Raw genomic sequence first — 21,345 nt, forward strand, 5'->3', positions numbered from 1 at the left:
CATCCCAGGAGGAGCTAGACACTTTTGCCCGCAGCCGCCGGCGATCCAGCAATCAACCGTTGCAGTTCCTCAGGCTTCGATGTCTTGGCCATCACATCCTCGTAGCTGCATTCCCCCCGCTTGTACAAATCCGCCAGGACCTTTTCCAACGTCTGCATCCCGTACTTGGCCCCCGTTTGGATCGCCGAATAAATTTGGGGCGTTTTCCCCTCCCGGATCAGGTTGGCAATCGCCGGCGTCACCACCATGATCTCTTGCGCCATCACCCGCCCGAATTGCCCCGGTTTGGGATTTTTACGGCGCACCAGCGTCTGGCTAAACACCGCCACCAAGGACGTGGACAACTGCACCCGAATCTGCTGCTGCTGCTCCGGCGGAAACACATCCACAATCCGGTCCACCGTCTGCGCTGCCGAGCTGGTATGTAGGGTGGCAAACACCAGGTGGCCCGTTTCCGCCGCCGTCACCGCCAACTGGATCGTCTCCAAATCCCGCATCTCCCCCACCAGGATTACATCCGGATCCTCCCGCAAGGCCGCCCGCAGGGCATTGGCAAAACTCCGGGTATCCTCGTTCAACTGCCGCTGGTGGATGATGCTCTTTTTCGATTCGTACACAAATTCTATTGGGTCCTCAATGGTAATAATATGTTCCGCCCGCGTGGTGTTGATATTTTCGATCATCGCTGCGAGCGTGGTGGATTTCCCCGAACCCGTCGGCCCCGTCACCAACACCAACCCCCGCGGCTTTTCCGACATTTCCCGCACCACCGGCGGCAACCCCAGGGACTCAAAACTGGGAATTTTAGAAGGCAACGCCCGCAAACAGGCCGCCACCGTCCCCCGGTCCTTATACACATTCACCCGGAACCGCCCTAGCCCCTTGATCCCATAGGAACAGTCCAACTCCCAATTCTGCTCAAAAATCTTGCGCTGGTTATTGTTCAGAATGCTATAGATCAAGCGCTGGCATTGTTCCGCCGTCAGGGGAGGATGCTCAGTCGGGGTCAACTTCCCACTAATACGGATATAAGGAGGCAAACCCGCCGACAAATGCAAATCCGATCCGCCCCGCTGAATAACCTCCTCCATCAAATCTTCCATCATCAGCTCCATGGCCATCCTCCCTCATTCAATCGGTAAAGCGCGGTGTCAAACAGTAGGGGCATTCCATCCACTCCGGCCGGAGTGTAGCTTGGCAACCGCGGCAGACCAACCCCTGTTTGCGCTTGGCCTTCAGTTCCGCCTCCAAGCCACTGTCGGTGAAAGTCACGCGCTCCACTTCCTCCAGGGTAGTCAACCCTTGCTGCACCAGTTCCAAACTATAGGCCAGCAGGGTCTTCATCCCCTCCTCCACCGCCGCCTCCTTGATAACCTCCGTTGGGGCATTGTCGGTAATCAGCCGCTGAATACGCTCCGTCACTCGCATCACTTCATATACCCCAACCCGGCCCTTGTAGCCCGCCCCGTTACACTTGCTGCAAATGGGCTGACCCTGGGCCTTCGCTTGGCGGATTTGCTCTGCCGTTAAGGTATTGGCGCGGTAGAAGGTCAACCCTTGGCCAGAACCGCTCAGCCCAAATCGGGCCAGTTCCTCCGCCGTGGGACTGTAGGGAATCCGGCACTCGGTACATACCCGCCGCATCAACCGCTGGGCCAACACCCCAATCAACGACGCCGACACCATGTGGGACTCCACATCCATCTCCGCCAGGCGGGCAATCGCGCTGGGCGCATCGTTCGTGTGCAATGTGGTCAACACCAGGTGACCCGTCAGCGCCGCCTCAATCGCTGTCTTGGCCGTCTCCTTGTCCCGTGTTTCCCCCACCAAAATCACATCCGGGTCCTGCCGGAGAAATGCCCGCAAGATGGTGGCAAAATCCACCCCCTTTTCCCGCAACACCTGTACCTGGGTTAAACCTGGCAAGGTGTACTCAATCGGGTCTTCCGCCGTGTTGATGTTGATCCCCGGGTCGTTGCGCTCGGCCAGGCAGGAATACAAAGTGGTAGTTTTCCCCGAACCCGTCGGCCCCGTCACCAGGATTAAGCCATAGGGGCGCTTGATCATTTCCCGCACAATTTGTAGAGTTTCCGGGTCCGTAATCAGCTTATCTAAACCCAACTGCGTCGCTGAATTGTCCAAAATCCGCATACAGATTTTTTCCCCGTAGCGGGTGGGCACCGTACTGACCCGAAAGTCAATCTTCCGGCCCTGGAACACCCGACGAATACGACCGTCCTGGGGCAAGCGCCGCTCGGCAATGTCTAAATTAGCCATGATTTTGAACCGGGAGACCACCGCTGGAATGACCTGCTTAGGTAAGTTGTCCCAACCCGGCTGCAATACCCCATCCTTACGAAAACGAATCCGTAGATATTCTTCCTGGGGTTCGATGTGAATATCTGAAGCGCGCTCTGCCAGTGCCTTGGCTAAGATGTTGTTAGCCAGGGCAACAATCGGTGCCTCCTGGGAATCAGCCAAGGCCGTCGCCAGGTCCACTTCCGCTTCATCTTGGGCCTCTTCCAGTTGCTCATAATCAGAGAGATCAATCTCCGTCTGGATTTGGACGGCCTGGGCATTGCCCGCTGCTTGGGCCGCCTTCATCTCATCAGCGTACTGGTTGAGTAAGTGCAAGAAGTCTTCCCGGGTGATCACCCGCCGCCGCAGGCGCAGGCCCTTGGAACGGGTAAGGCGGTTAAGCTCATCCAGCGCCTGCAAATTGTCGGGATTGACCATGGCCACCGTCAAGCTGGGATTCTCCCCCTCCTGGCGGGCTACCGGTAAAAATTCATAACGCCGGCAGATGTCCAAGGGAATCAGGAAGTCTACCAGCTCCTTGATCTGGGCCAGAGAAATCGGGGTCAGTTCCGGGTCGAGGGACTCAACCCCATAGAGGACCTTCAGCTCAAACAACTGTTGCCGCTTGTACTGCCGGACCAGTTCTGCCGGTAGGGCTTTGCCGGTCATTTCCTTGAGGACTTCCGGCAGGGGACGTCCCTGATCCCGGCTGACCTGCAACGCCTTCATCACCTGTTCCCGATCGGCAACGCCGGCTTTGACAATGTCCTTAACAATCGGGCTGGTTCCAGCCTGCCGCGTAACCAACGCCCTACGGGCAGCAATGGGGGGATTTACCATAGCAATAGGGAGATAGCCGTGCCAAAACCAAGGATAATTCTAGCTTACACGCTCCCCTAAATTTCCCCAAGATTTTCGCGAACTTTTTTAGCTGCTATGTTTTCAGTTGATTTGGGGTATCTTTAAAAAATACACTTTACGCTCTGGGCTGCGGGGGGGGGGTTAACCACACCTGCTAGTGGCGGCTAGGGGGGTTATAGGGATGTTAATTTAGGAGTATCCTGGGACGAGATGTGAGTGTTACGGTTGGCTTTATGGTAAACACACCTTCCCATCCTGAAGATGTCAATCCTGAAGTGGTCACGGCGGAGTCGGAGGGTGAAACCCTAGCGGCGCCGGACACGGTCGAACCTCCGGCTACCTTTGGCGACCTGAAAGTGGAAGAGGAAGTGACGCCGGAGGCCATGGCGGCTCTGCGGGAGGAACTTTTACGGGAACGGGAACGCTACGCAGCCTTGAAACAGGCCCATCAGGATTTGGACCAACAACTCCGGGCAACTCAGCAGCAGTTGGAGGAAAAACATAACCAGATGCTGCGGCTGGCGGCGGATTTCGAGAACTACCGGCGCCGGGTCCAGCGGGAGATGGAGGAGGCGGTTTTTAAGGCCAAGGCCAAGGTGCTGACTGAACTGCTGGCGGTGGTGGATAACTTTGAACGGGCGCGCGCCCACATCCAGCCGGAAACGGAAGAGGGCATGACCATCCACAAGAGCTATCAGGGGGTTTACAAGCAAATGGTGGAAGAACTGAAGAAAATGGGCGTTGCTCCCATCCCCAGTAAGGGTCAGCCCTTTGACCCCACCCGCCACGAAGCGATCATGCAGGAGGCTAGCCAGGAATACGCCGAGGGGGTGGTGATGGAGGAATTGCGCCGGGGCTATTTCCTTAAGGAGGGCAATGAGGAACGGGTGCTGCGCCATGCCCTGGTGAAGGTGTCCACCGGTAGCGACCAACCGACGGCTGAGGGCCCTGGGTCGGAACCTCCACCGGCGGAAGGTGTGTAGGTGGTGCCGGGGTTTGGGGTTAAGATAAAGGGGGAATTCCTGCCCAACTTACCCGGGAGGTAGGAATTACTCAGGTTGGTGATCGCTGTCACCCGTTTTTGGGGAATGCTACTGGTGTGGCTTTGGTTGCCTGTTCCATAGACCTGGTGGATAGACGCCTATGGCCAAGATTGTCGGTATTGACCTAGGGACAACGAACAGTTGTGTGGCGGTGCTAGAGGGAGGCCAGGCGACGGTGATCCCCAATGCCGAGGGCGGCCGAACAACCCCTAGTGTGGTGGGGTTTGGCAAGTCGGGGGAGCGCTTGGTGGGGCAACCGGCTAAGCGACGGGCAGTGACGGATGCGGAAAACACTATCTACAGCATCAAGCGGTTTATTGGGCGGCGGTGGTCGGAGACGGAGGAGGAACGGCGGCGGGTGCCCTACAAGTGCGTCCCCGGTAAAGACAACACGGTGAATGTGGAAGTGCGCAACCAGGTGTACACCCCCCAGGAGATCTCTGCCATTATTTTGCAGAAGTTAAAACAGGACGCGGAGAGTTTCCTGGGCGAGCCGGTGACCCAGGCGGTGATTACGGTGCCGGCCTATTTCAGCGACGCCCAACGCCAGGCCACCAAGGATGCGGGGACCATTGCCGGGCTGGAGGTGTTGCGGATCATCAATGAGCCGACGGCAGCAGCCCTGGCCTTTGGGGTGGATAAGCAGGACCAGGACCAAACGGTGTTGGTGTTTGACCTGGGGGGGGGGACGTTCGATGTGTCCATCCTGCGTATGGGGGACGGTATTTTTGAGGTGATCGCCACGGCGGGGAATAACCACCTAGGGGGGGATGATTTTGACGCCTGTCTGGTGGAGTGGATTTTGCGGGAGTTTCAGGAGCAGGAGGGGATTGACCTACGGGAAGACAAAATGGCCCTGCAACGGGTGCGGGAGGCGGCGGAGAAGGCCAAGATAGAACTCTCCAGTGCCCTCAGTACGACCATCAACCTGCCTTTCATTGCCTCCGATGCTACCGGCGCCAAGCACATTGACCTGGAGCTGACGCGGGCTAAGTTTGAGGAGTTGACCCGCCATCTGGTGCAGGCCACGTTGGAACCGGTCGGGCAGGCTTTGCGGGATGCGGGCTTGAAAACGCGGGATATTGACCGGATTTTGTTGGTGGGGGGGTCCACCCGCATGCCGGCGGTGCAAAGGGCTATTCAGGACTACTTCGACGGCAAGGCGCCGGAGAAATCGGTCAACCCGGATGAGGCGGTGGCGATCGGGGCGGCGATTCAGGCGGGAATTTTGGGCAAAGAGACGGTGGTGAAGGACTTGTTGCTGTTGGATGTCACGCCCCTGTCGTTGGGAATCGAAACCCTCGGCGGTGTCTTTACCAAGATCATCGAGCGCAATACGACAATCCCCACCAGCCGCTCCCAGATTTTCTCGACGGCCACGGACAACCAAACGGTGGTGGAGGTGCACATCCTTCAGGGAGAACGCCCCATGGCGGCCGATAACCGCAGTTTGGGACGGATGGAATTGACGGGTATCCCCCCGGCCCCCCGGGGTGTGCCCCAGATTGAGGTGACGTTTGAGATTGACGCCAACGGCATCCTCCAGGTGACGGCGGTGGACAAGGGGACGGGCCGGAGCCAGTCGGTGCGTTTGACCAATACGGGGGGCCTTAGTCCCGAGGAGATCAAACGCATGACCCTGGAGGCCACCTTTAACGCCGAGGCCGATGCCCGCCGTAAAGCCCTGGTGGAGTTAAAAAATCAGGCGGACATCCTGCTGTCTATGTACGAAAACACCCTGCGGGAACATGGGCCTTATATCAATGAGGCGGTGAAATCCGAAGCGGCAGCCCGGGTGGGGCGCATCAAGCGGATGATGAACGATTCCATGACGTCCCCGGAGGAGTTTCGCCAGGAACTGGATGCCCTGAATGTCAACCTCAGCCAGATGGGGGCTGCTGTTTATCAACGCACGGTGGTGACCGGCGGCAGCAGTGATTTTGAGCAACTGGAGTAACTACAGGGGGGGTAAGACGCGCCCCTGAAACCAACGGGTGAGACCGAACAGGGCCAGGGAAACCAGGAGCAGCACCAGGGCAATGGCCGTTGCGGCTGGGTAATTGAATTCCTCGAGTTGTTGGTAGATGTACACGGTGGCCGCCAGGGTTCGGTAGGGGATGTTGCCGGAAATCAACACAACCACTCCGAATTCGCCGATGCCCCGGGCCAGGGCCAAAGTAAAACCGGTGACCAGAGCTGGGGTCAAGGGGGGTAAGATCACCCGCCAGAAGCACCACCAGGGGGAGGCCCCTAGGGTATAGGCGGCTTCCTCCACTTCCGGCTCCAGTTCCCCCAACACCGGCTGAACGGTCCGTACCACAAACGGCAGCGTGACGAACAACTGGGCTAACACCACCGCCTGCACCGAAGCGGTGAAATTTAACGGTAGCCAGCGTCCCAGCCAGGTCCCCTCGTCCCACCATTGGCCGATCACCCCCCCCTGCCCGTACAGGGTCGCCAGGGTGATGGCGGCTACCACCGACGGCATGGCCAAGGGTAAGTCCACCAGGCTATCCAGCCAGCGCCGTCCTGGAAACTCGTAGCGCACCAGCACCCAGGCCAAAACTAATCCCAGGACGGTATTCACCAGGGCTGCGATCAGGGCGGTTGCGAACGTCAGTTGATAGGCCGCCACTGCCACCGGATCTGTGACCCAGCGCCAGAACGCCGACCAGGTGGATAGCCCGCTCTGGCCGATTAATGCGCCTAGGGGCAACAGGAGCATGAACCCCAGATAGCCGTACATCAGCGCCGGTAACCAGGGTGAGTATCGGGTCATGGTCCTACCCGGGCCGTTGCCCGTTGCGCCTGGTCAAAGATGGCTCCGTCGGCGAATAACCGGGCATGGACCTTGGCCCAGCCGCCAAAATCGCCAATGGAGTACAGGGGATGCACCGGTTGAAACCGATGGGCGAACTGCTGGCGCACCTGGGGGTCAAAGGGCCGGTACCCCATTTCGGCATAGATTTTCTGCGCTCGTCGGCTAAACAAAAAGCGGGTAAAGGCCTCCGCCACCGTCCGCGTCCCCCGCCGGTCCACCACCCGGTCGATCACCGTCACCGGAAAGTCCACCCGTACATTGGGCGAGGGCACCACGTAGGGAAGCCCCTGGGGTAGGGAGGCGTTCAAAAACAGCACCTCGTTCTCAAAATTAATCATCACATCGCCGATGCGGTTTTTGACAAATTTATCGGTGGCATCCCGGCCAGAATTCGCCAAAACCCTGGTATTGGCCAGCAATCGGTTCAGGTAGGCCCGCGCCTGGACCTCCCCCGCCGTTTTTTGGATGGCTCCAAACCCGGCCAGAATCCCCCAGCGGGCATTTCCCGAGGTCCTGGGATTAATCAACACCACCTCCACATCCGGGCGGGTCAGGTCGTTCCAGGTGCGAATGTTACGGGGATTGCCGGGACGGGTAACCAACACCATCACCGTCGTCGCCGGCACCGCCTGGTTCGGCAAACGTTTTGACCAATCCGCCCGCACCAACCCCTTTTCCACCAGGGGGTCAATGTTGCTCTGGATATTCTGCGCCAGGATGTCCGCTGCCAGACCCCCCAAAATGGCCCGGGTTTGCGCCCCCGATGGCCCATAGGACTCCCTGAAAAGGACCCGCTGGCCGGTGCGGGCTTGCCATTCCTGCTGAAAGGCGGGGATCAGTCTGGCAAAGACGGGTTTGGCCACGGCATAGGCCACCAGGGTCAGTTCCGTGCCCCCCTCCACCCGCCCCCACCACACCGGGGAAGTCCCTAGACCGAGACCTACCAGCCCCGCCAAAACCAGGAGTAACGACCACCCCTTGGTCATAACCTCAAAAACCGATAGGAATGTCGGTAATTTTAGCATGGGTGGGGCAGGGGGGATAATGGAGGGTATGGTGTGGCTTGTCATCGGCATCCATTTGGCCATCTGTGGGGGCTGTTGGTGGCTGGTGCGGTTCCTGCTGGGATTGCGGCGGACGTTGGTGGGGGTCACCCGGGCGATTGACGGGGCGGAGCGAGCTACTCACCGTTTTCTGGTGGGAGCGCCGGCGGCCATCCGCTGGGGGCAAACGGGTGCCCAGGGCCTGCGGCAACAAATCCCCCGCTGGGGTGCCTACGGTCAACGGGTGCAGCAGGTGCTGACGGTACTGGTGTGGCTCCGGCGGGGCATTCAGGCGGTTCAATCGAGGACCAGGGGCAGTCGTCGCCAGTAACGAATCCCTGTGGGGTTCACCTGGAATTGGCAGGGGAGCACTTCCACCCCCCGTTGCACCGCCTGGCGCAGGAGTTGACCGTAGGTGGGGTCGGCGGCATCGCCCGGGGCGAAGTGGGTACAGTCGCTCCGACCGATGAAGTAAATCACCACCGCCCGCGCCTGGGGAACCAATCCCATCAATTCCCGCAGGTGTTTCTGGCCGCGTACCGTCACTGTATCGGGGAAGCGGGCCAATTGTCCCTCTACCCAAGTTGTGTTTTTGACCTCGACGTAGATGGGTCGCCTGCCGCCTGTGAGACAAAAGTCCACCCGGCTGCCCTCCCGGCCGTAGGCCACCTCCCTCCGTAGGGTCTGATAGTCGTCAAGCTCCGGCAAGCCGTGTTGTTCCAGCAACCGGCGCACCACGGGATTGGGGCGGGCGGTATTGATATTTACCCAGGTGGGTTCGCTGTCTTCGACGTGGATCAGTTCCCAGGTGTAGGGCAACCTGCGGCGCGGATGGGGCTGGTGGGAGACGCACACCGGTCGCCCCGGCACTGCCACCCCGGTCATGGGGCCGGTGTTGGGGCAATGGGCGGTAATCACTTCCCCCGTATCCAGGCGAATGTCGGCCAAAAAGCGTTGATAGCGTTTTTGCAACCGACCGGTCAGGAGGGGCGGGTAGGTGTAAAGCCAGGTCATGGAATCAACCGATAATTGCACCCCATCCGGCAGTCTAGCGCGCCCACTAGATGGCCCGTCTTGACGCCCACCGGGATTCCCGACCACACTGGGAGAGAAAGCTCAAGGGGTTGGCAGCCATGGAGGGGTTTTGGACCAATGTGGGCCGCTATTTGCGTTACTTCGTGACCGTGATTTTGGGTGTATTTTGGACGGCGGCCCGGAGTTTACAGCGCCTGAGTCAACGGCCCGTGACGGCCATCGCCACCATCACCCTCCTGGTCAGCGGGGTGAGTTTGGTCTATTTCACCCTGTTGGCCATGTTGGGATATTAAAAGGGCCGGTTGCCCGACCCTTGTGCGCCCTGTGGAACGTTTGCTCCAGTCGCTATCCCTAGTGTTGCCCAGAAATGCCGACCTGGCCGTGATGGGGGGCTGGCCTGATCGGTGCCCGGGATCACAGCTCTAGCTGCTAATCAGCCCCTGTAACTGTTCTGCCAAACGGTCGGTCACGTCCTGAACCACCTGGCGGGCAGCCTTGCGACCAGTGCAGTAGGTCGGCCAGTAGTCGTTCAAACAGAGGGCTTTGCCCACCCGCAGGGTCAGGCGACGGTCCCCCAAGCGCAGGGGTTGGTGGCGCCCCCGTAAATGATTCACCACAGACCAGAGGATGAGGACAACTTCCCCAAAACGGTCGGCCGAGGGTTTCTCCCGCAGATAATCGTCGGTGACGCTGGTGAGCTGCTCGACCAACTGCATGTGCCAGAGACGGAGTTCCGCTTCCTGGGCAATCCGGTCCGCCAGCCCACGAGCTACAGGGGAGAGGGTCGCCAAATCCTGCCGGTATATCCACTCCCGGGCCACGGCTTCAATCCGCCGACACCGGTCGATCACGCTGCCTTCGGCGGTCAACCCCAAAAATGATTCCGTCACCTGCAGGGCCACGTCCCGCAAATGGTCTAACCGCAGGCGCAGACGGTCATTCACCGTCAGGTCATCCGCCAGGGTCGGGCGGGGGTGATGGTAGAACTGGGCATAGAAGGCTTCCATTTGGTTGAGGAGATAATCCGCCAACCGCAGGAGGCGCGTGTAAAGCTGGGCCAGGCGGTCAGCCGGTTCCGTCGGCAGGGAAGAGATCACAGGCAGATGACAGTAGCTTTCCAGGCGGGCCAGCACCCCATTGATAGACGACCAGGGGGGACGCACGAAGCTGTATTGCAGGCCAATGGGCACGATGACCACCGGCACCACCTGCCCCTGTTTCACCAAATCCTCCAGACACCAAAACCCCATCTGTGCCAACCCCGGTTCCAGGGGGCCGAGGCGTTCACTCAGGCTGTTGATTCCTCCCTCCGGCGCCACCGTCAAGGGCATATCCCCCCGCAGCAGCACCTCGCGAATGGTTTTCAGGGCCAGCCGGTCACTCCGTCCCCGCTGAATGGGAATCCCGCCCAACTGGGCAAACAACCAACCCACCCATCGCCCCGCCCACAGGGGAATGCCCCGGTCATAGACAAAGTAGCTATGGAGGGGCAGCCGTAGCCGCACACCGATCCGTCGCGCCGCTTGGGGAACCGCTCGCGCCAGTAAATACAGCATTGCGTAGGGATCATCCAGGGTGGGATGGCGAAAGGCCAGCAACAAACGGGCTTCTCCCCGCTGCAACCGGTCGTACCAGGTCACCAACTCCTCCGCCCCCTCCACCTGCACCTGGGTAATCCGCAACCGGAAGCGCAACCACGCCGGCAACAGTAGTCGGATCAACCGATTCAGCCAGGGATTGTACTGGGGTGGGATAAACCGTAAACCCGGTTGCGCCCCCCGCATTTACGCGCCCCGGTAGCGTAACAACACCCCCTGATTGCCCAAGATAAACCCCTGGTCCGGCCCGAAAAAGACCACCCGGTAAAAGTTGGCGGGAATGTTGGCGGCTTCCTTATCCTGTTGCCAGGTCTGGCCCCCGTCGAAGCTCACAAACAACGTGCCGCTGCCCCCCACCGCCCACAATTCGTCCTTGGTGCGATAACCCAAGTCCAGCAGCCCAATACCCAGCAGGCCCACATTCCCCTCCGGTTGGATCGGCTGGCTCCAGTGGCCCTCCTGCCCATCGGGATTAAACCGCAACTCGCCCGCCTGGCTCAGCATCCAGAGGCCCCCATCCGGCGTAAAGCCCATACTCTGCACCCGGCGAGAACTCTCCCGATTGTGCTGCACCCAGGCCGTCTGCCCCGGTTCCCAAGTGGAGTAGAAATTGCCTTTAGTGGACACAGCCGTATAGCGCCCCTGGGGGTCCCGGTCCAAATCCCGCGCCGCCCCAAGCGCCTGTTCCACCTGCGCCCGCCAGGTTTGACCGCCATCCTCCGTGCGGTAGATCGCCCCCAGGTCAGTAGTCATTTCCGCCTGCCCCGGCCCTAGAGCCACAATCGCCACCGGTATCCCCGGCAAACGGGGGTCTAGGGGAATCCGCACCCAGGTCTGGCCCCCATCCGTCGTGTGCAGCAACAAGGGCGGCTTACCCGTGATCCAGCCTTCCCCCTCCCGGAGACTCACGGCGGTGAACCGGTACTTCCCCTCCCCCAAATCCAACCGGCGGATTGCCCAAGTTTTCCCCCCATCCCTCGTCTCCAGCAGGGTAGCCTCCGTCCCCACCAAAAAACCGTGCTGGGGTTCTGCCGGGTCAAAGGCAATATCCATCAGTGTCGCCTGGGTCGGCAAAGGCACTTGCTCCCAGGGATGCACCGTCAACGCCGCCGGCCCCCGGCTACACCCCAGCAACAGCACACTCAACAAAACCGCCAGTAGTCGTCCCCAGTTCATTTCAGCCCGTAGAAACTCATCAACAAAAGGAAACCCAAAGCCAGTCCCCCAAAGATGAGGAAACTTTTTTGCCCCGGCGTCAGGGTATTTACACCCAACCCATAGCGATAGTTTTCTGGGAAACCGGCCACTTCTCGGCTGCCAATATTGACAAAGGCGGCTTTTTTAACCCCACAAACCGGACAACGCCAATCAGAGGGCAGCGCCTTGAACGATGTCCCTGGCGGAATCCCTTTTTCAGGCTGGCCCTTCTCCGGCTCGTAGATATAGCCGCAGGCGCGACACTCGTACCGGTCCAGGTCGGTCGCCGCTGTTTCCGTCATGGTTGACCCTACAATTCCGTAGATCATTATGCCATAGGGCCATTCCCACCCATGGTCCCCTGGAGCGGTGGTCTACCCAGCCGTCATCCCCCCTTTTCCTCCACCCCCCCCCTATTGTTAAGAAGTGTAAAAACCATTAAGGTAGTATAGAGACCTTAGCACCTGCAATCGCCCTATGAACATGCCCGATTTACCCCGGTCCCCCATAGTAAGATCACTACTAGAGCCGCTTTTAGAAGACTTTATGTACTGGTTTAGCCAGGCGCAGCAGCTGTTGGAGCGGGAGGCCTTGCCGTTTTTATCTACGGAACGGCGCCAGGAACTGCTCCAGCGGCTGACCCAAGCCCAATCGGAGGTGCAAGCGGCCCATTCCTTGCTCAACAGTACGGGTGTGGGGGTGGACACAACCGTCCTGATGGCCTGGCACCAGTTGGTCCTGGAATGTTGGCACCTGCGTTTACAAGCCCGTACCTATTCCCAACCCTAGTTCACGACGATGATGGTCCTGCATCTGCTCTATGTCGTTTTGTTCACTGTCCTGGGGGTCTTCGCCCTGGGTAATTTATTGCGCAATTTAATCATGCTGAGTTTGGAATCCCAGTACCCCCGGCAACGGTTGGCCCCCCCCCATCCGGAACTCCTGGACGCTGAGGGCAAGCCCATCGAAGAACCCCTGCTGGTGGTCCGCAGTGTGAATTTAGAGGAAGCGCGACAGCAATTGGACCGGCTCTACGAGGAGGGGGAAGAACCGTAAGTCCTCCACAGCAGGGCTACGTTAAACCACCAGAGGATTTGGATTTGGGGGCGAAACCAGAGGGTGTCCACCAGGCCGTGGGTCATGGTGCCCAGCAAACCGGCCAGCAAGCCCATCAGGATAAAGGTTTGTGGCCGTGGCGACGAATACCAATCCCCCAGATGCTGCCAACTGCGGCGCAAAATACTGGCGGTCAGGGCTGTAAACGCACTTAGCCCCACCAAACCCGATTCCACAGCTACCTCCAGCGGTACGGAGTAAGCCCCCAGGGCGTTGAAGTTGGGGCGCTGATAGAGGGGATAAATCAGGTTAAAGGCGCGGTTGCCTGGCCCGATCCCCAACCAGGGGTAGTCCCAGATCATGGCCAATACCGCCGCCCAGACATTGAGGCGAAAGTTATTACTGCTGTCGGCCCGCCCGGCAAAGATGCTCAAAAAACGCAGCCGCAAGCTCTCGGAACGCCCCAGTAGCCCCAGCAGGAGGAGGCCCAGGGCCATGGCGATCAGCAACCGTTGCCAGAGGGGAGTAATTTTCCGCCAGCGCCACCAGCCCCCCATCAGCAGCAGCGCAAAACTCCCATAAACCGCCCCGAGACCCAACCACCCCCCCCGACTGCCGGTGAGAATCAAGCAGCTACTCAAGGTCACCACCAGGGTCAGGGTCAGCAGCCGTTGTGCCCAGGTGCGCCAGGCCAGCAGACAGCCCAGGCTCATGCCCACCCCCGGAACCAAGTAGGCCGCCAGCAGATTGGGATTGCCGAAAACGCTATAGACACGGGTGGTACCCGCCAAGGGAGACTCCGGGTCAATCCAGGTGGCCAGGGCCTCCGCCCCAAAAAACCACTGGCGCAACCCGATCACCGCTACCGCCAAGGTCACCAGCAGATGAAGCACCAGCAGGGCTTGGCCCCAGCGCTTGACCCCCCGCAGCAAAGCCCCAAAGGTACACAGATACAAACAGGCCTTGAACCAGCCCACCAGGGCAGCCCGTTTCACTGGGGAAAAGGCCGTCGCCAGGGTCAGGGCAACCCCGTACAGCAGGGGGGTTAAACCCACACCCGCAGGCGGCGCCCACCACAGGGACCCCAGCCAGAGCACCACCCCCCCCAGCAATAGCCAACCCAATTGTGCGTTACCCAGCAGCGGCAAACCCACTAGTACCAGAGCTACCCACCCCGCCAGCAGGTGGTCCCACCGTCGCGCCAGGAGACTGCCATCGGCCCAGGTCGCCCCTTGGCCCCACCAGCGCGTCAGGAAACTGGTTTGCCACCACCCCGGCATCAGGCCCGCCGCATCTGTTTGGCCATGTCTAAATACAGGCGCATATTCGGCCCCGGTCGCCGCCGCTCGCCCGTCACCGCCGGTGTTCCCGCCGCAGAAGTGGCGCTGGCCATCACCGGACTAGTTGCTATGGCCGCGGGGGACTGAGGGGTTGCCACGGGGGATTCGCTGCGTTTGCCCAGGCTTTTGGCTTCCTCCGGGTCCAGGAAAAACGTCTGGTCTTGGCCGGACTGCCCAGGCCGGAACAGCCGCACAACCAATCCCAGGGGCCGCACCAGCAAAATGGTCAGAATAGCCCCCAACACTTGTCCCACCCAAGCGAACAAACGGCCTACGATATACAGCAGGCGATTAATCACCAGTAACATAATGCTCTTCTCCGTCTCACCAACAGCCAGTCGCCTTTCATCTTAGCCTAAGCCTCATCAAAGGCTTCAAAATCCAATAGGTGCAGGTAGGGTTCCACCAACTCCGGGCGCTGGAAAGCAATTTTACGCAGGAGATGCCAATCCTGAAGGCTGGCGAAGGCGTCCGGGTAATTATCGTCCTCTAAACGTTTGGCCAGGGCCGCCACATCCGCCGGTGTCAGCTTCTGAATGTCGGGATCGACCGGGATTTTTTCTTTCATCGCCGTACCCCTTTCCCTGCCCACTATGTTCATCTTAGCCAATCCCGACGGCATGGCAGAATGAAGCTATGGTTTACCTAGATTACAGTGCGACGACGCCCCCCCATCCCCAGGTGGTAGCCCGGGTCCACGAGGTCATGGCCCAGGCCTGGGGCAATCCCAGCAGTATTCATCAGTACGGGCAACGGGCGGCCTTGGTCGTAGAACGGGCGCGCCAGGCAGTGGCGGATCTGGTGGGGGTGACGCCGGAGGAAGTCATTTTTACGTCAGGAGGCACGGAGGCCAATCACCTGGCTATTTTTGGCGTCGCCCGGCAGTACGACCGGCCCCAACACATCATTACCTCGGCGGTGGAGCACCCGGCGGTGAGTATGCCCCTGCAAGCCTTGGCGCGGCGGGGATGGCACATCACCACCCTAGCGGTGGATGGCACGGGACGGGTGGACCCGGCAACGCTCTCGGCCCATTTACGGCCCAATACGGTGTTGGTGAGTGTGATTTACGGCCAGAGCGAAGTGGGTACCCTGCAACCCATCCGTGAATTGGCAGCCATTTGCCGGGCGCAGGGGGTTTTGTTTCACACGGACGCTGTACAGGTGGTCGGGCGCTTGCCGGTACAGGTGCCGGAACTGGGCGTTGATTTGCTCTCCCTCTCGGCCCATAAGTTTTACGGCCCCCAGGGGTGTGGTGCGTTGATCGTGCGCCGGGGAGTGAACCTGCAACCCTGGTTGTACGGCGGCGGTCAAGAGCAGGGTTTACGGTCCGGGACCCCACCGGTGGCGCTACTGGCGGGATTGGAGGTGGCGGCGCGCCTGGCCCTTACGGAATTGATCCCCCAGCAACCCTACATCATGGGTCTGCGGGACGAGCTGCGTCGCCGATTACTGGAGCTGCCGGGTTTGCGATGGACTGGGGCCTGGGACCAGCGTTTACCCCATCACGCCAGTGTGGTTTGGGAAGGGGGAGACGAAACCTGTACCGGCCAAACCCTGGTGCATCAGTTGAGCCAGCGGGGGATTGCCATCAGTTCCGGTTCCGCCTGCGCCAGTGGCAAAACCCAACCCAGTCCGGTGCTGTTAGCGATGGGGTACGATGCCCGCTTGGCCCGCCGTGGGTTGCGCTTCAGTCTCAGTCACCTGACCACCCCCGCCGAGATTGATCAGGCTGTGGCTGCCCTGGCTGACGTGCTCCGGCAATTGACACCCACCTTATCCCGCCGGTGACCGGTCACCCACCTGGGCATATTCGCGGTAACCAAAGATGGCTTCAGGATGGGTGTAAAACTTGAATTCCAGCAGGTTGTGGAACGGGTCCACCAGGAAAAAGGTGCGGTGTTCCAGGGGGGAGTGGGGAAAACGCAACTTGGTGTCTTGGTAAAACGTTAGGCCCTGGGCCTTGGCTCGCGCGTAACAGGCCTGCCACTGGGGGAGATCGGGAAAAATCAAGCCGAAATGGCGGGGATAAATTCCCTTTTGGGGCGTAATGTCTGGAGCCACGTGGGCCACCAGTTGATGGTGGTAAAAGTTGAGGATAAGACAGTGGGGGGTCTCCCGACCCGGCACACAGCCCAACCCCTGCACGTAAAACCGCTTGGTCTGGGGAATGTCGCCCACCGGAAAGGCCAGGTGAAAAATTGGTTGCCCCATGCCAGACCTCAATCTAACCTGTTAACAGCACCGGCGACAGCCTCGGCCCAGGACGACTTTACCCTAGAGATGTAGCCCTGGGGATCGGGAAATGACCGCCCCCGCCGATCCCATATTAGCGCTGGCCCCGGTGCCATCAATTCCTGTCCTTGGCAGGGCTGAAGTGTCACAATGAAAGACAGACCCTCACCGCAGGCGCGCGCACAATCCCATGACCGTCGCACTGGGCAATGTACAAGATCATTACGGCACCTGGAGGGGCTGGCGGGTCCACTGGGTGCAGGCCGGGCAACAGGGACCGGCGATTGTCCTGATTCACGGGTTTGGGGCCTCAACCGACCACTGGCGCTACAACATTCCTGACCTGGCGCGGGACCATCGGGTGTGGGCCATTGATTTACTGGGGTTTGGCCGCTCGGAAAAACCGCCGGTGGACTACACGGGTGAACTATGGCGGGATCAGTTGCGGGATTGGGTGAGGGCGGTGATTGGCGAGCCGGTATTCGTGGTGGGCAATTCCCTGGGGGGGTACGCGGCCCTGTGCTTTGGGGTGGACTGCCCGGAATGGACCCGAGGGGTGGCCCTGCTCAACTGCGCCGGACCGGTTGGCAGCGACAGCGTGCGTCCTAACTCCCTCCAACGCTGGTTCTTGAGCTTGCCGGGGGTGGTGGACCTGGCCAGCGCCGGTTTGTTTTTCTACATGCGCAACCGCCAGGTGATCCGCCGGATTTTGCACCAGGTTTACAAAGACACTGCCCATGTGGACGATGCCCTGGTGGAGAGCATCTATCGCCCGGCCTGGGACAGGGGGGCCTTGGGGGTGTTTCGGGCGGTGTTCAAATCGCCACCGGGCCGCCGCCTCGACCAACTGTTGCCCCAGCTCACCCGCCCGTTGCTGTTGATGTGGGGTACCGCCGACCCCTGGATGACCGTCGCCCGCGCCCATCACTGTAATCGGTTTGCCCCTCCCCAGACCCAAATCGAATGGCTGGATGCAGGGCATTGCCCCCATGACGAACGCCCGGATTTGGTCAATCCCCTGGTGCGTCGCTGGTGCCAATCCGTCGCAGGATGATGCTGGAGCGGGGGTTGGCCCGGTAACGGGGGGTAGTGATGCGGGGGCCGTTGGGGTTGAGGGGTTCCTGGAGATAGGTGTCCACCAGTCGCCGCCAAACGCCGGGGGGCAGGGCAAAGTCCAGGGGTTCCCAGTAACTGTTGAGAATCACGTAGAGGTGCTCGCCGGCGCTGGGATAGACCATTTCTAAGGCTAGGGCATGGCTGTGGAATTCCCAGCCCTGTTTGCCCAGTTCCGTCCCGTGCCAAACGATGTGGGGATGGGTGACCCCCAGCGGTACAGGATAGGGTTCCACCTGCAGCCGCGTGCGCTCCTGAAACAAATACAGCGACTGCATCCAGTTCAACAACTTCTGCCAAAACACCAGCATGTCCCGGTGCCGTTGTACCAAGTTCCAGTCCAACCAACTGATGTCGTTATCCTGGCAGTAGGCGTTGTTGTTACCCCGCTGGGTGCGCCGCACCTCGTCCCCCATCAGGACCATGGGCGTGCCCTGGGAAATAGCCAGGATCACCAAAAAGTTCTTGATTTGCCGATTGCGCAAGGCTTCGACATCGGGGTTATCCGTCGGGCCTTCTACCCCGCAGTTCCAACTGTAGTTGTCGTAGGCGCCATCCCGGTTGTCCTCGCCGTTGGCTTCGTTGTGCTTGGCGTTGTAGGACACCAGGTCGTTGAGGGTGAAGCCATCGTGACAGGTGATGAAGTTAATGGTGCGGTTGGGGATGTCGTGGGGTTCCTCGTAGAGGTCGGGGCTGCCCAGAAGCCGCATGGCCACCCGGCCCGTCATGCCCCCATCCCCCCGGACAAACCGGCGCACATCGTCCCGAAAGAGACTATTCCACTCGGCAAACCGCTCCCCGATAAACGACCCCACCTGGTACAGGCCGGCTGCATCCCATGCCTCGGCAATGATTTTGGTGCCCGCCAGGATGGGGTCCGATTCGATCAGCCACGGCAGGGGGGGGTCCGTCAGGGGCGAACCGGTTTTACTGCGCGACAAGATGGCGGCCAGGTCAAACCGGAACCCGTCCACGTGCATCACATCCACCCAATAGCGTAGGGCGTCCAAAATGAGCCGGATGACCACCTCGTGATTGGCCTTGAGGGTATTGCCGCAACCGCTGTAGTTGCTGTAATAGGCGAGGTTGCCCGGTTCCAGAAGATAGTACGTGGCGTTGTCAATGCCCCGAAACGAGAGGGTCGGCCCGGTGTGGTCCCCCTCGGCGGTGTGGTTGAACGCCACGTCCAGAATCACCTCAATCCCCGCCCGGTGCAGGGCCTTGACCATGTCCCGAAACTCGTTGAGGGGGCCAAACAGGGACTGGTCGGAACTGTAGGCCCGGTGGGGGGCAAAAAAGCTCAAGGTACTGTAGCCCCAGTAATTGGTCAAGCCCGGCGGCGCGTCGTACGGGTCGAATTGTTGTACCGGCAACAGCTCCACCGCCGTCACCCCCAGGGCCTTGAGGTAGGGAATTTTTTCCACCAAGCCGGCGTAGGTGCCCCGTTTTTTCTCCGGCAGGCCAGAGCTGGGGTGAGCCGTAAACCCCTTGACGTGCATCTCGTAAATCAGGGTGCGGTTGTAGGGGATTTCGAGGGGTACATCCCCTTCCCAGTCGTAGTCGCTGGGGTCGACGACCACTGCCCGCAGGGCATAGGGGCAGTTATCCCCCGGACGGCAAGCGGCTTCCCGGTCGTAGTTTTCCCAATTCACCACCAGGCGGGCGTAAGGGTCGAGTAACACCTTGCTGCCGTCAAAGCGATGCCCCTGTTCCGGCGCGTAGGGACCATAGACTCGGTAGCCATAGACCTGACCATGGCCAATCCCGGTGACGAAGACATGCCAATAGTCGCCGGTGCGGTGGTAGGGGGGCGTCAGGGAAATGACATGGGCCGGGCGCGGGTCATCCGGGCGGTCAAACAGGAGCAACTCCACCCGCTGGGCGTGCTTGGAATACAGGCAAAAATTCACCCCCTGGGGTGTGACGGTTGCCCCGACCGGAAAGCTGCGCCCCCGCTGTACCGTCAGCATAGCCTTGTTTCCCGGTGTTTCAGGACTATTATCAAACAACTGGCCGTTCCGACCGGGGGACTTTGGCAAAAGATTTAACACTGGTGCCGTTGACTATACTGAAGCCATGATTGCTGTAGTCTATAGCGACGACTATCTCCAGCACCAGGTCAGCTATGGGCACCCGGAACGGCCAGCTCGACTCAGAGCCATTGTCCAGGCCTTGCAGCAGGTGACCTGGCGCGACCGAATTCGCTGGTTAACCCCCAACCCGGACCGCCCCATTGACGCCTATCTAAGTTGGGTCCACACACCGGAGTACCTAGAGTATTTGACCCATTTGTGCCGCCAGGGTGGGGGCTGGCTGGATATGGACACGCCGGTGGGTCCCCAGAGTGAACGGGTGGCGCGGCTGGCGGTACAGGGCTGGTTGGATGGGGTGGACTGGGTGCTCGACCAGGGGGAACCCGTATTTGTAGCCGCCCGCCCCCCTGGCCATCACGCCCTACCGGACCGGGGTATGGGGTTTTGTCTGCTGGCCAATGCCGCCATCAGCGCCCTGTACGCCCTACGGGTGCGGGGTTTACGCCGGGTGGCCATCCTAGACTGGGACGTCCATCACGGCAATGGCACCCAGTCACTGGTGGAATCCCTACCCCAGGTGGCCTTTTGCTCAATTCACCAAGCACCCTTTTACCCCGGCACCGGTCATCCCCAGGAAAAAGGCTGTTGTGATAATGTGTTAAACTTGCCCGTGCCGGCCGGCAGTGGCTTTGACCGGTACGCCCAGTTATTCCAGCAGCAGGTGCTGCCCTTCTTCCGGGCCTTTGCCCCCGATTTGCTCATCGTCAGCGCCGGTTACGATGCCCTAGCCGCCGACCCCCTGGCCCAAATTTGCCTACAACCGGAGGACTACAGTCTATTCACCCAATGGCTGCGCACCCTGGGCTGTCCCCTCTTGTTTGGGTTGGAGGGGGGGTATCACCTGGACGCCCTAGCCCAGGCGGTGGTGGCCACCCTGGCTGCCTGCCTTACCTGAGAAAAATTATTACAAGATATTAAGGTCTGTGCCAACTTGTGACCGACCTGTCGCACAATAAATGCCGGAGAAAACCGCGTTTGGTTCTAGCTCCGGTGGAGTAGGATCAAGGGCGGTTCCCCTGATAAGATCACTGCTGGGCACTCAGGTTTCTCTGTGTTGTCCGCTTGACAAACCGACATACCCTCTGGAGTAGGTTCATGAGTATTGTCACCAAATCCATCGTGAATGCGGATGCCGAAGCCCGTTACCTTAGCCCCGGTGAACTCGACCGGATCAAGAGTTTTGTGGCTTCGGGCGAGAAACGGTTGCGGATTGCGCAGATTCTGGCCGACAACCGGGAGCGGATCGTCAAGGAAGCCGGGCAACAACTGTTCCAGAAGCGGCCGGACGTGGTCTCTCCCGGTGGCAACGCCTATGGCGAGGAAATGACCGCCACCTGCTTGCGGGATTTGGACTACTACCTGCGGCTGGTGACCTATGGCATCGTGGCCGGGGATGTGACGCCGATCGAGGAGATCGGTCTAGTGGGGGTCAAGGAGATGTACAACTCCTTAGGGACGCCCATCTCGGCGGTGGCGGAGGGAATCCGGTGTATGAAAAACGTGGCCAGCTCGCTGATGTCGGGCGAGGATGCCATGGAAGCCGGGTTCTACTTCGACTACATCATCAGCGCCATGCAGTAGTGGCACCAACTTTGTTCAACCGTTGAGAGGA

General features: G+C 60.1%; 22 protein-coding genes and 1 pseudogene. 10 read left to right on the forward strand and 13 right to left on the reverse strand.

Features of this window, described 5'->3' with window-relative positions:
- Positions 1 to 14: 14 nt before the first annotated feature.
- Both Q6L55_07120 and Q6L55_07125 read right to left on the reverse strand, forming a co-directional pair.
- The gene (locus Q6L55_07120; protein ID MEN9258481.1) at positions 15 to 1,115 is read right to left on the reverse strand and encodes a type IV pilus twitching motility protein PilT; all 1,101 of its coding nucleotides are present in this window, start codon (positions 1,113 to 1,115) and stop codon (positions 15 to 17) included.
- Between the two features lie 16 nt (positions 1,116 to 1,131).
- Positions 1,132 to 3,105, reverse strand: coding sequence for a GspE/PulE family protein (locus Q6L55_07125; GenBank protein ID MEN9258482.1), 1,974 nt, complete (start codon positions 3,103 to 3,105; stop codon positions 1,132 to 1,134).
- A gap of 287 nt (positions 3,106 to 3,392) precedes the next feature.
- Here Q6L55_07125 and grpE point away from each other — a divergent pair, with 287 nt between their 5' ends.
- Together grpE and dnaK are read left to right on the forward strand one after the other, a co-directional pair.
- Positions 3,393 to 4,142: a nucleotide exchange factor GrpE gene (gene grpE / locus Q6L55_07130; GenBank protein ID MEN9258483.1), complete on the forward strand. Its 750-nt coding sequence runs from the start codon at positions 3,393 to 3,395 to the stop codon at positions 4,140 to 4,142.
- A gap of 160 nt (positions 4,143 to 4,302) precedes the next feature.
- Entirely contained in the window at positions 4,303 to 6,159 is a 1,857-nt protein-coding gene (gene dnaK / locus Q6L55_07135; GenBank protein ID MEN9258484.1) for a molecular chaperone DnaK, read from the forward strand.
- On the opposite strand, the gene cysT is transcribed toward dnaK, so the two are convergent.
- Positions 6,160 to 6,981: a sulfate ABC transporter permease subunit CysT gene (gene cysT, locus Q6L55_07140; GenBank protein ID MEN9258485.1), complete on the reverse strand. Its 822-nt coding sequence runs from the start codon at positions 6,979 to 6,981 to the stop codon at positions 6,160 to 6,162. It lies immediately after the preceding gene.
- Entirely contained in the window at positions 6,978 to 8,009 is a 1,032-nt protein-coding gene (locus Q6L55_07145; GenBank protein MEN9258486.1) for a sulfate ABC transporter substrate-binding protein, read from the reverse strand. Before Q6L55_07145 ends, cysT begins: the two co-directional genes overlap by 4 nt.
- 67 nt (positions 8,010 to 8,076) lie before the next feature.
- Between Q6L55_07145 and Q6L55_07150 the strand changes: the two genes are divergently transcribed.
- On the forward strand, positions 8,077 to 8,397 hold the full coding sequence (locus Q6L55_07150; GenBank protein ID MEN9258487.1) for a hypothetical protein: 321 nt from the start codon (positions 8,077 to 8,079) through the stop codon (positions 8,395 to 8,397).
- Here the strand turns inward: Q6L55_07150 and sfsA are convergent.
- Positions 8,364 to 9,080 (reverse strand): DNA/RNA nuclease SfsA, encoded by a 717-nt coding sequence (gene sfsA / locus Q6L55_07155; GenBank protein MEN9258488.1) that lies wholly within the window; start codon positions 9,078 to 9,080, stop codon positions 8,364 to 8,366. The two genes, Q6L55_07150 and sfsA, sit on opposite strands and share 34 nt — an antisense overlap.
- A gap of 50 nt (positions 9,081 to 9,130) precedes the next feature.
- On the opposite strand from sfsA, the gene Q6L55_07160 reads away from it, so the two are divergent.
- Positions 9,131 to 9,394 (forward strand): DUF751 family protein, encoded by a 264-nt coding sequence (locus Q6L55_07160; protein ID MEN9258489.1) that lies wholly within the window; start codon positions 9,131 to 9,133, stop codon positions 9,392 to 9,394.
- Positions 9,395 to 9,523: 129 nt separating this feature from the next.
- Here the strand turns inward: Q6L55_07160 and Q6L55_07165 are convergent, their stop codons facing one another.
- The 3 genes and pseudogenes from Q6L55_07165 to Q6L55_07175 all read right to left on the reverse strand — a co-directional run bounded on the left by Q6L55_07165 (position 9,524) and on the right by Q6L55_07175 (position 12,174).
- The gene (locus Q6L55_07165; protein ID MEN9258490.1) at positions 9,524 to 10,885 is read right to left on the reverse strand and encodes a 1-acyl-sn-glycerol-3-phosphate acyltransferase; all 1,362 of its coding nucleotides are present in this window, start codon (positions 10,883 to 10,885) and stop codon (positions 9,524 to 9,526) included.
- On the reverse strand, positions 10,886 to 11,875 hold the full coding sequence (locus Q6L55_07170) for a photosynthesis system II assembly factor Ycf48 (protein MEN9258491.1): 990 nt from the start codon (positions 11,873 to 11,875) through the stop codon (positions 10,886 to 10,888). It lies immediately after the preceding gene.
- A gap of 161 nt (positions 11,876 to 12,036) precedes the next feature.
- Positions 12,037 to 12,174 (reverse strand): annotated as a pseudogene (locus tag Q6L55_07175) (rubredoxin).
- A 205-nt stretch (positions 12,175 to 12,379) separates the two neighbouring features.
- On the opposite strand from Q6L55_07175, the gene Q6L55_07180 reads away from it, so the two are divergent.
- Positions 12,380 to 12,685 (forward strand): DUF2605 domain-containing protein, encoded by a 306-nt coding sequence (locus Q6L55_07180; protein ID MEN9258492.1) that lies wholly within the window; start codon positions 12,380 to 12,382, stop codon positions 12,683 to 12,685.
- Positions 12,686 to 12,694: 9 nt separating this feature from the next.
- Positions 12,695 to 12,952, forward strand: a complete 258-nt coding sequence (locus Q6L55_07185; GenBank protein MEN9258493.1) for a DUF2973 domain-containing protein — start codon at positions 12,695 to 12,697, stop codon at positions 12,950 to 12,952.
- Here Q6L55_07185 and Q6L55_07190 read toward each other — a convergent pair.
- Genes Q6L55_07190 through Q6L55_07200 form a run of 3 tightly spaced genes read right to left on the reverse strand, consistent with a single transcriptional unit; the run spans position 12,928 to position 14,860 of the window.
- Positions 12,928 to 14,232, reverse strand: a complete 1,305-nt coding sequence (locus Q6L55_07190; protein MEN9258494.1) for an IctB family putative bicarbonate transporter — start codon at positions 14,230 to 14,232, stop codon at positions 12,928 to 12,930. The two genes, Q6L55_07185 and Q6L55_07190, sit on opposite strands and share 25 nt — an antisense overlap.
- Complete coding sequence (locus tag Q6L55_07195) at positions 14,232 to 14,600, reverse strand: hypothetical protein (GenBank protein MEN9258495.1); 369 nt, start codon at positions 14,598 to 14,600, stop codon at positions 14,232 to 14,234. The genes Q6L55_07190 and Q6L55_07195 overlap by 1 nt, the downstream gene beginning before the upstream one ends.
- 47 nt (positions 14,601 to 14,647) lie before the next feature.
- Positions 14,648 to 14,860 carry a DUF2555 domain-containing protein gene (locus tag Q6L55_07200; protein ID MEN9258496.1) on the reverse strand — a complete coding sequence of 71 codons (213 nt, stop codon included), beginning with the start codon at positions 14,858 to 14,860 and terminating at the stop codon, positions 14,648 to 14,650.
- A 68-nt stretch (positions 14,861 to 14,928) separates the two neighbouring features.
- On the opposite strand from Q6L55_07200, the gene Q6L55_07205 reads away from it, so the two are divergent.
- Positions 14,929 to 16,083 carry a cysteine desulfurase family protein gene (locus tag Q6L55_07205; GenBank protein ID MEN9258497.1) on the forward strand — a complete coding sequence of 385 codons (1,155 nt, stop codon included), beginning with the start codon at positions 14,929 to 14,931 and terminating at the stop codon, positions 16,081 to 16,083.
- Here the strand turns inward: Q6L55_07205 and Q6L55_07210 are convergent.
- Entirely contained in the window at positions 16,069 to 16,506 is a 438-nt protein-coding gene (locus tag Q6L55_07210) for a VOC family protein (protein MEN9258498.1), read from the reverse strand. The two genes, Q6L55_07205 and Q6L55_07210, sit on opposite strands and share 15 nt — an antisense overlap.
- Positions 16,507 to 16,717: 211 nt before the next feature.
- Between Q6L55_07210 and Q6L55_07215 the strand changes: the two genes are divergently transcribed.
- On the forward strand, positions 16,718 to 17,581 hold the full coding sequence (locus Q6L55_07215) for an alpha/beta fold hydrolase (protein ID MEN9258499.1): 864 nt from the start codon (positions 16,718 to 16,720) through the stop codon (positions 17,579 to 17,581).
- On the opposite strand, the gene glgX is transcribed toward Q6L55_07215, so the two are convergent.
- Positions 17,538 to 19,610 carry a glycogen debranching protein GlgX gene (gene glgX, locus Q6L55_07220; protein ID MEN9258500.1) on the reverse strand — a complete coding sequence of 691 codons (2,073 nt, stop codon included), beginning with the start codon at positions 19,608 to 19,610 and terminating at the stop codon, positions 17,538 to 17,540. The two genes, Q6L55_07215 and glgX, sit on opposite strands and share 44 nt — an antisense overlap.
- 106 nt (positions 19,611 to 19,716) lie before the next feature.
- Here glgX and Q6L55_07225 point away from each other — a divergent pair, with 106 nt between their 5' ends.
- On the forward strand, positions 19,717 to 20,628 hold the full coding sequence (locus Q6L55_07225) for a histone deacetylase (protein ID MEN9258501.1): 912 nt from the start codon (positions 19,717 to 19,719) through the stop codon (positions 20,626 to 20,628).
- Positions 20,629 to 20,828: 200 nt separating this feature from the next.
- On the forward strand, positions 20,829 to 21,314 hold the full coding sequence (gene apcA / locus Q6L55_07230; protein ID MEN9258502.1) for an allophycocyanin subunit alpha: 486 nt from the start codon (positions 20,829 to 20,831) through the stop codon (positions 21,312 to 21,314).
- Positions 21,315 to 21,345 lie beyond the last annotated feature (31 nt).

It is taken from the genome of Gloeomargarita sp. SRBZ-1_bins_9, from assembly GCA_039794565.1.
Classification (GTDB): domain Bacteria; phylum Cyanobacteriota; class Cyanobacteriia; order Gloeomargaritales; family Gloeomargaritaceae; genus Gloeomargarita.

Coding starts and splice junctions, on each gene's coding strand:
- Q6L55_07225 (MEN9258501.1), top strand. CDS start 19,717: ATGATTGCTGTAGTCTATAGCGACGACTATCTCCAGCACCAGGTCAGC.
- Q6L55_07145 (MEN9258486.1), bottom strand. CDS start 8,009: ATGACCAAGGGGTGGTCGTTACTCCTGGTTTTGGCGGGGCTGGTAGGT.
- Q6L55_07195 (MEN9258495.1), bottom strand. CDS start 14,600: ATGTTACTGGTGATTAATCGCCTGCTGTATATCGTAGGCCGTTTGTTC.
- grpE (MEN9258483.1), top strand. CDS start 3,393: ATGGTAAACACACCTTCCCATCCTGAAGATGTCAATCCTGAAGTGGTC.
- Q6L55_07215 (MEN9258499.1), top strand. CDS start 16,718: ATGACCGTCGCACTGGGCAATGTACAAGATCATTACGGCACCTGGAGG.
- apcA (MEN9258502.1), top strand. CDS start 20,829: ATGAGTATTGTCACCAAATCCATCGTGAATGCGGATGCCGAAGCCCGT.
- Q6L55_07150 (MEN9258487.1), top strand. CDS start 8,077: ATGGTGTGGCTTGTCATCGGCATCCATTTGGCCATCTGTGGGGGCTGT.
- Q6L55_07120 (MEN9258481.1), bottom strand. CDS start 1,115: ATGGAGCTGATGATGGAAGATTTGATGGAGGAGGTTATTCAGCGGGGC.
- dnaK (MEN9258484.1), top strand. CDS start 4,303: ATGGCCAAGATTGTCGGTATTGACCTAGGGACAACGAACAGTTGTGTG.
- sfsA (MEN9258488.1), bottom strand. CDS start 9,080: ATGACCTGGCTTTACACCTACCCGCCCCTCCTGACCGGTCGGTTGCAA.
- Q6L55_07210 (MEN9258498.1), bottom strand. CDS start 16,506: ATGGGGCAACCAATTTTTCACCTGGCCTTTCCGGTGGGCGACATTCCC.
- Q6L55_07165 (MEN9258490.1), bottom strand. CDS start 10,885: ATGCGGGGGGCGCAACCGGGTTTACGGTTTATCCCACCCCAGTACAAT.
- Q6L55_07200 (MEN9258496.1), bottom strand. CDS start 14,860: ATGAAAGAAAAAATCCCGGTCGATCCCGACATTCAGAAGCTGACACCG.
- glgX (MEN9258500.1), bottom strand. CDS start 19,610: ATGCTGACGGTACAGCGGGGGCGCAGCTTTCCGGTCGGGGCAACCGTC.
- Q6L55_07185 (MEN9258493.1), top strand. CDS start 12,695: ATGATGGTCCTGCATCTGCTCTATGTCGTTTTGTTCACTGTCCTGGGG.
- Q6L55_07205 (MEN9258497.1), top strand. CDS start 14,929: ATGGTTTACCTAGATTACAGTGCGACGACGCCCCCCCATCCCCAGGTG.
- Q6L55_07170 (MEN9258491.1), bottom strand. CDS start 11,875: ATGAACTGGGGACGACTACTGGCGGTTTTGTTGAGTGTGCTGTTGCTG.
- Q6L55_07190 (MEN9258494.1), bottom strand. CDS start 14,232: ATGCCGGGGTGGTGGCAAACCAGTTTCCTGACGCGCTGGTGGGGCCAA.
- cysT (MEN9258485.1), bottom strand. CDS start 6,981: ATGACCCGATACTCACCCTGGTTACCGGCGCTGATGTACGGCTATCTG.
- Q6L55_07180 (MEN9258492.1), top strand. CDS start 12,380: ATGCCCGATTTACCCCGGTCCCCCATAGTAAGATCACTACTAGAGCCG.
- Q6L55_07160 (MEN9258489.1), top strand. CDS start 9,131: ATGGCCCGTCTTGACGCCCACCGGGATTCCCGACCACACTGGGAGAGA.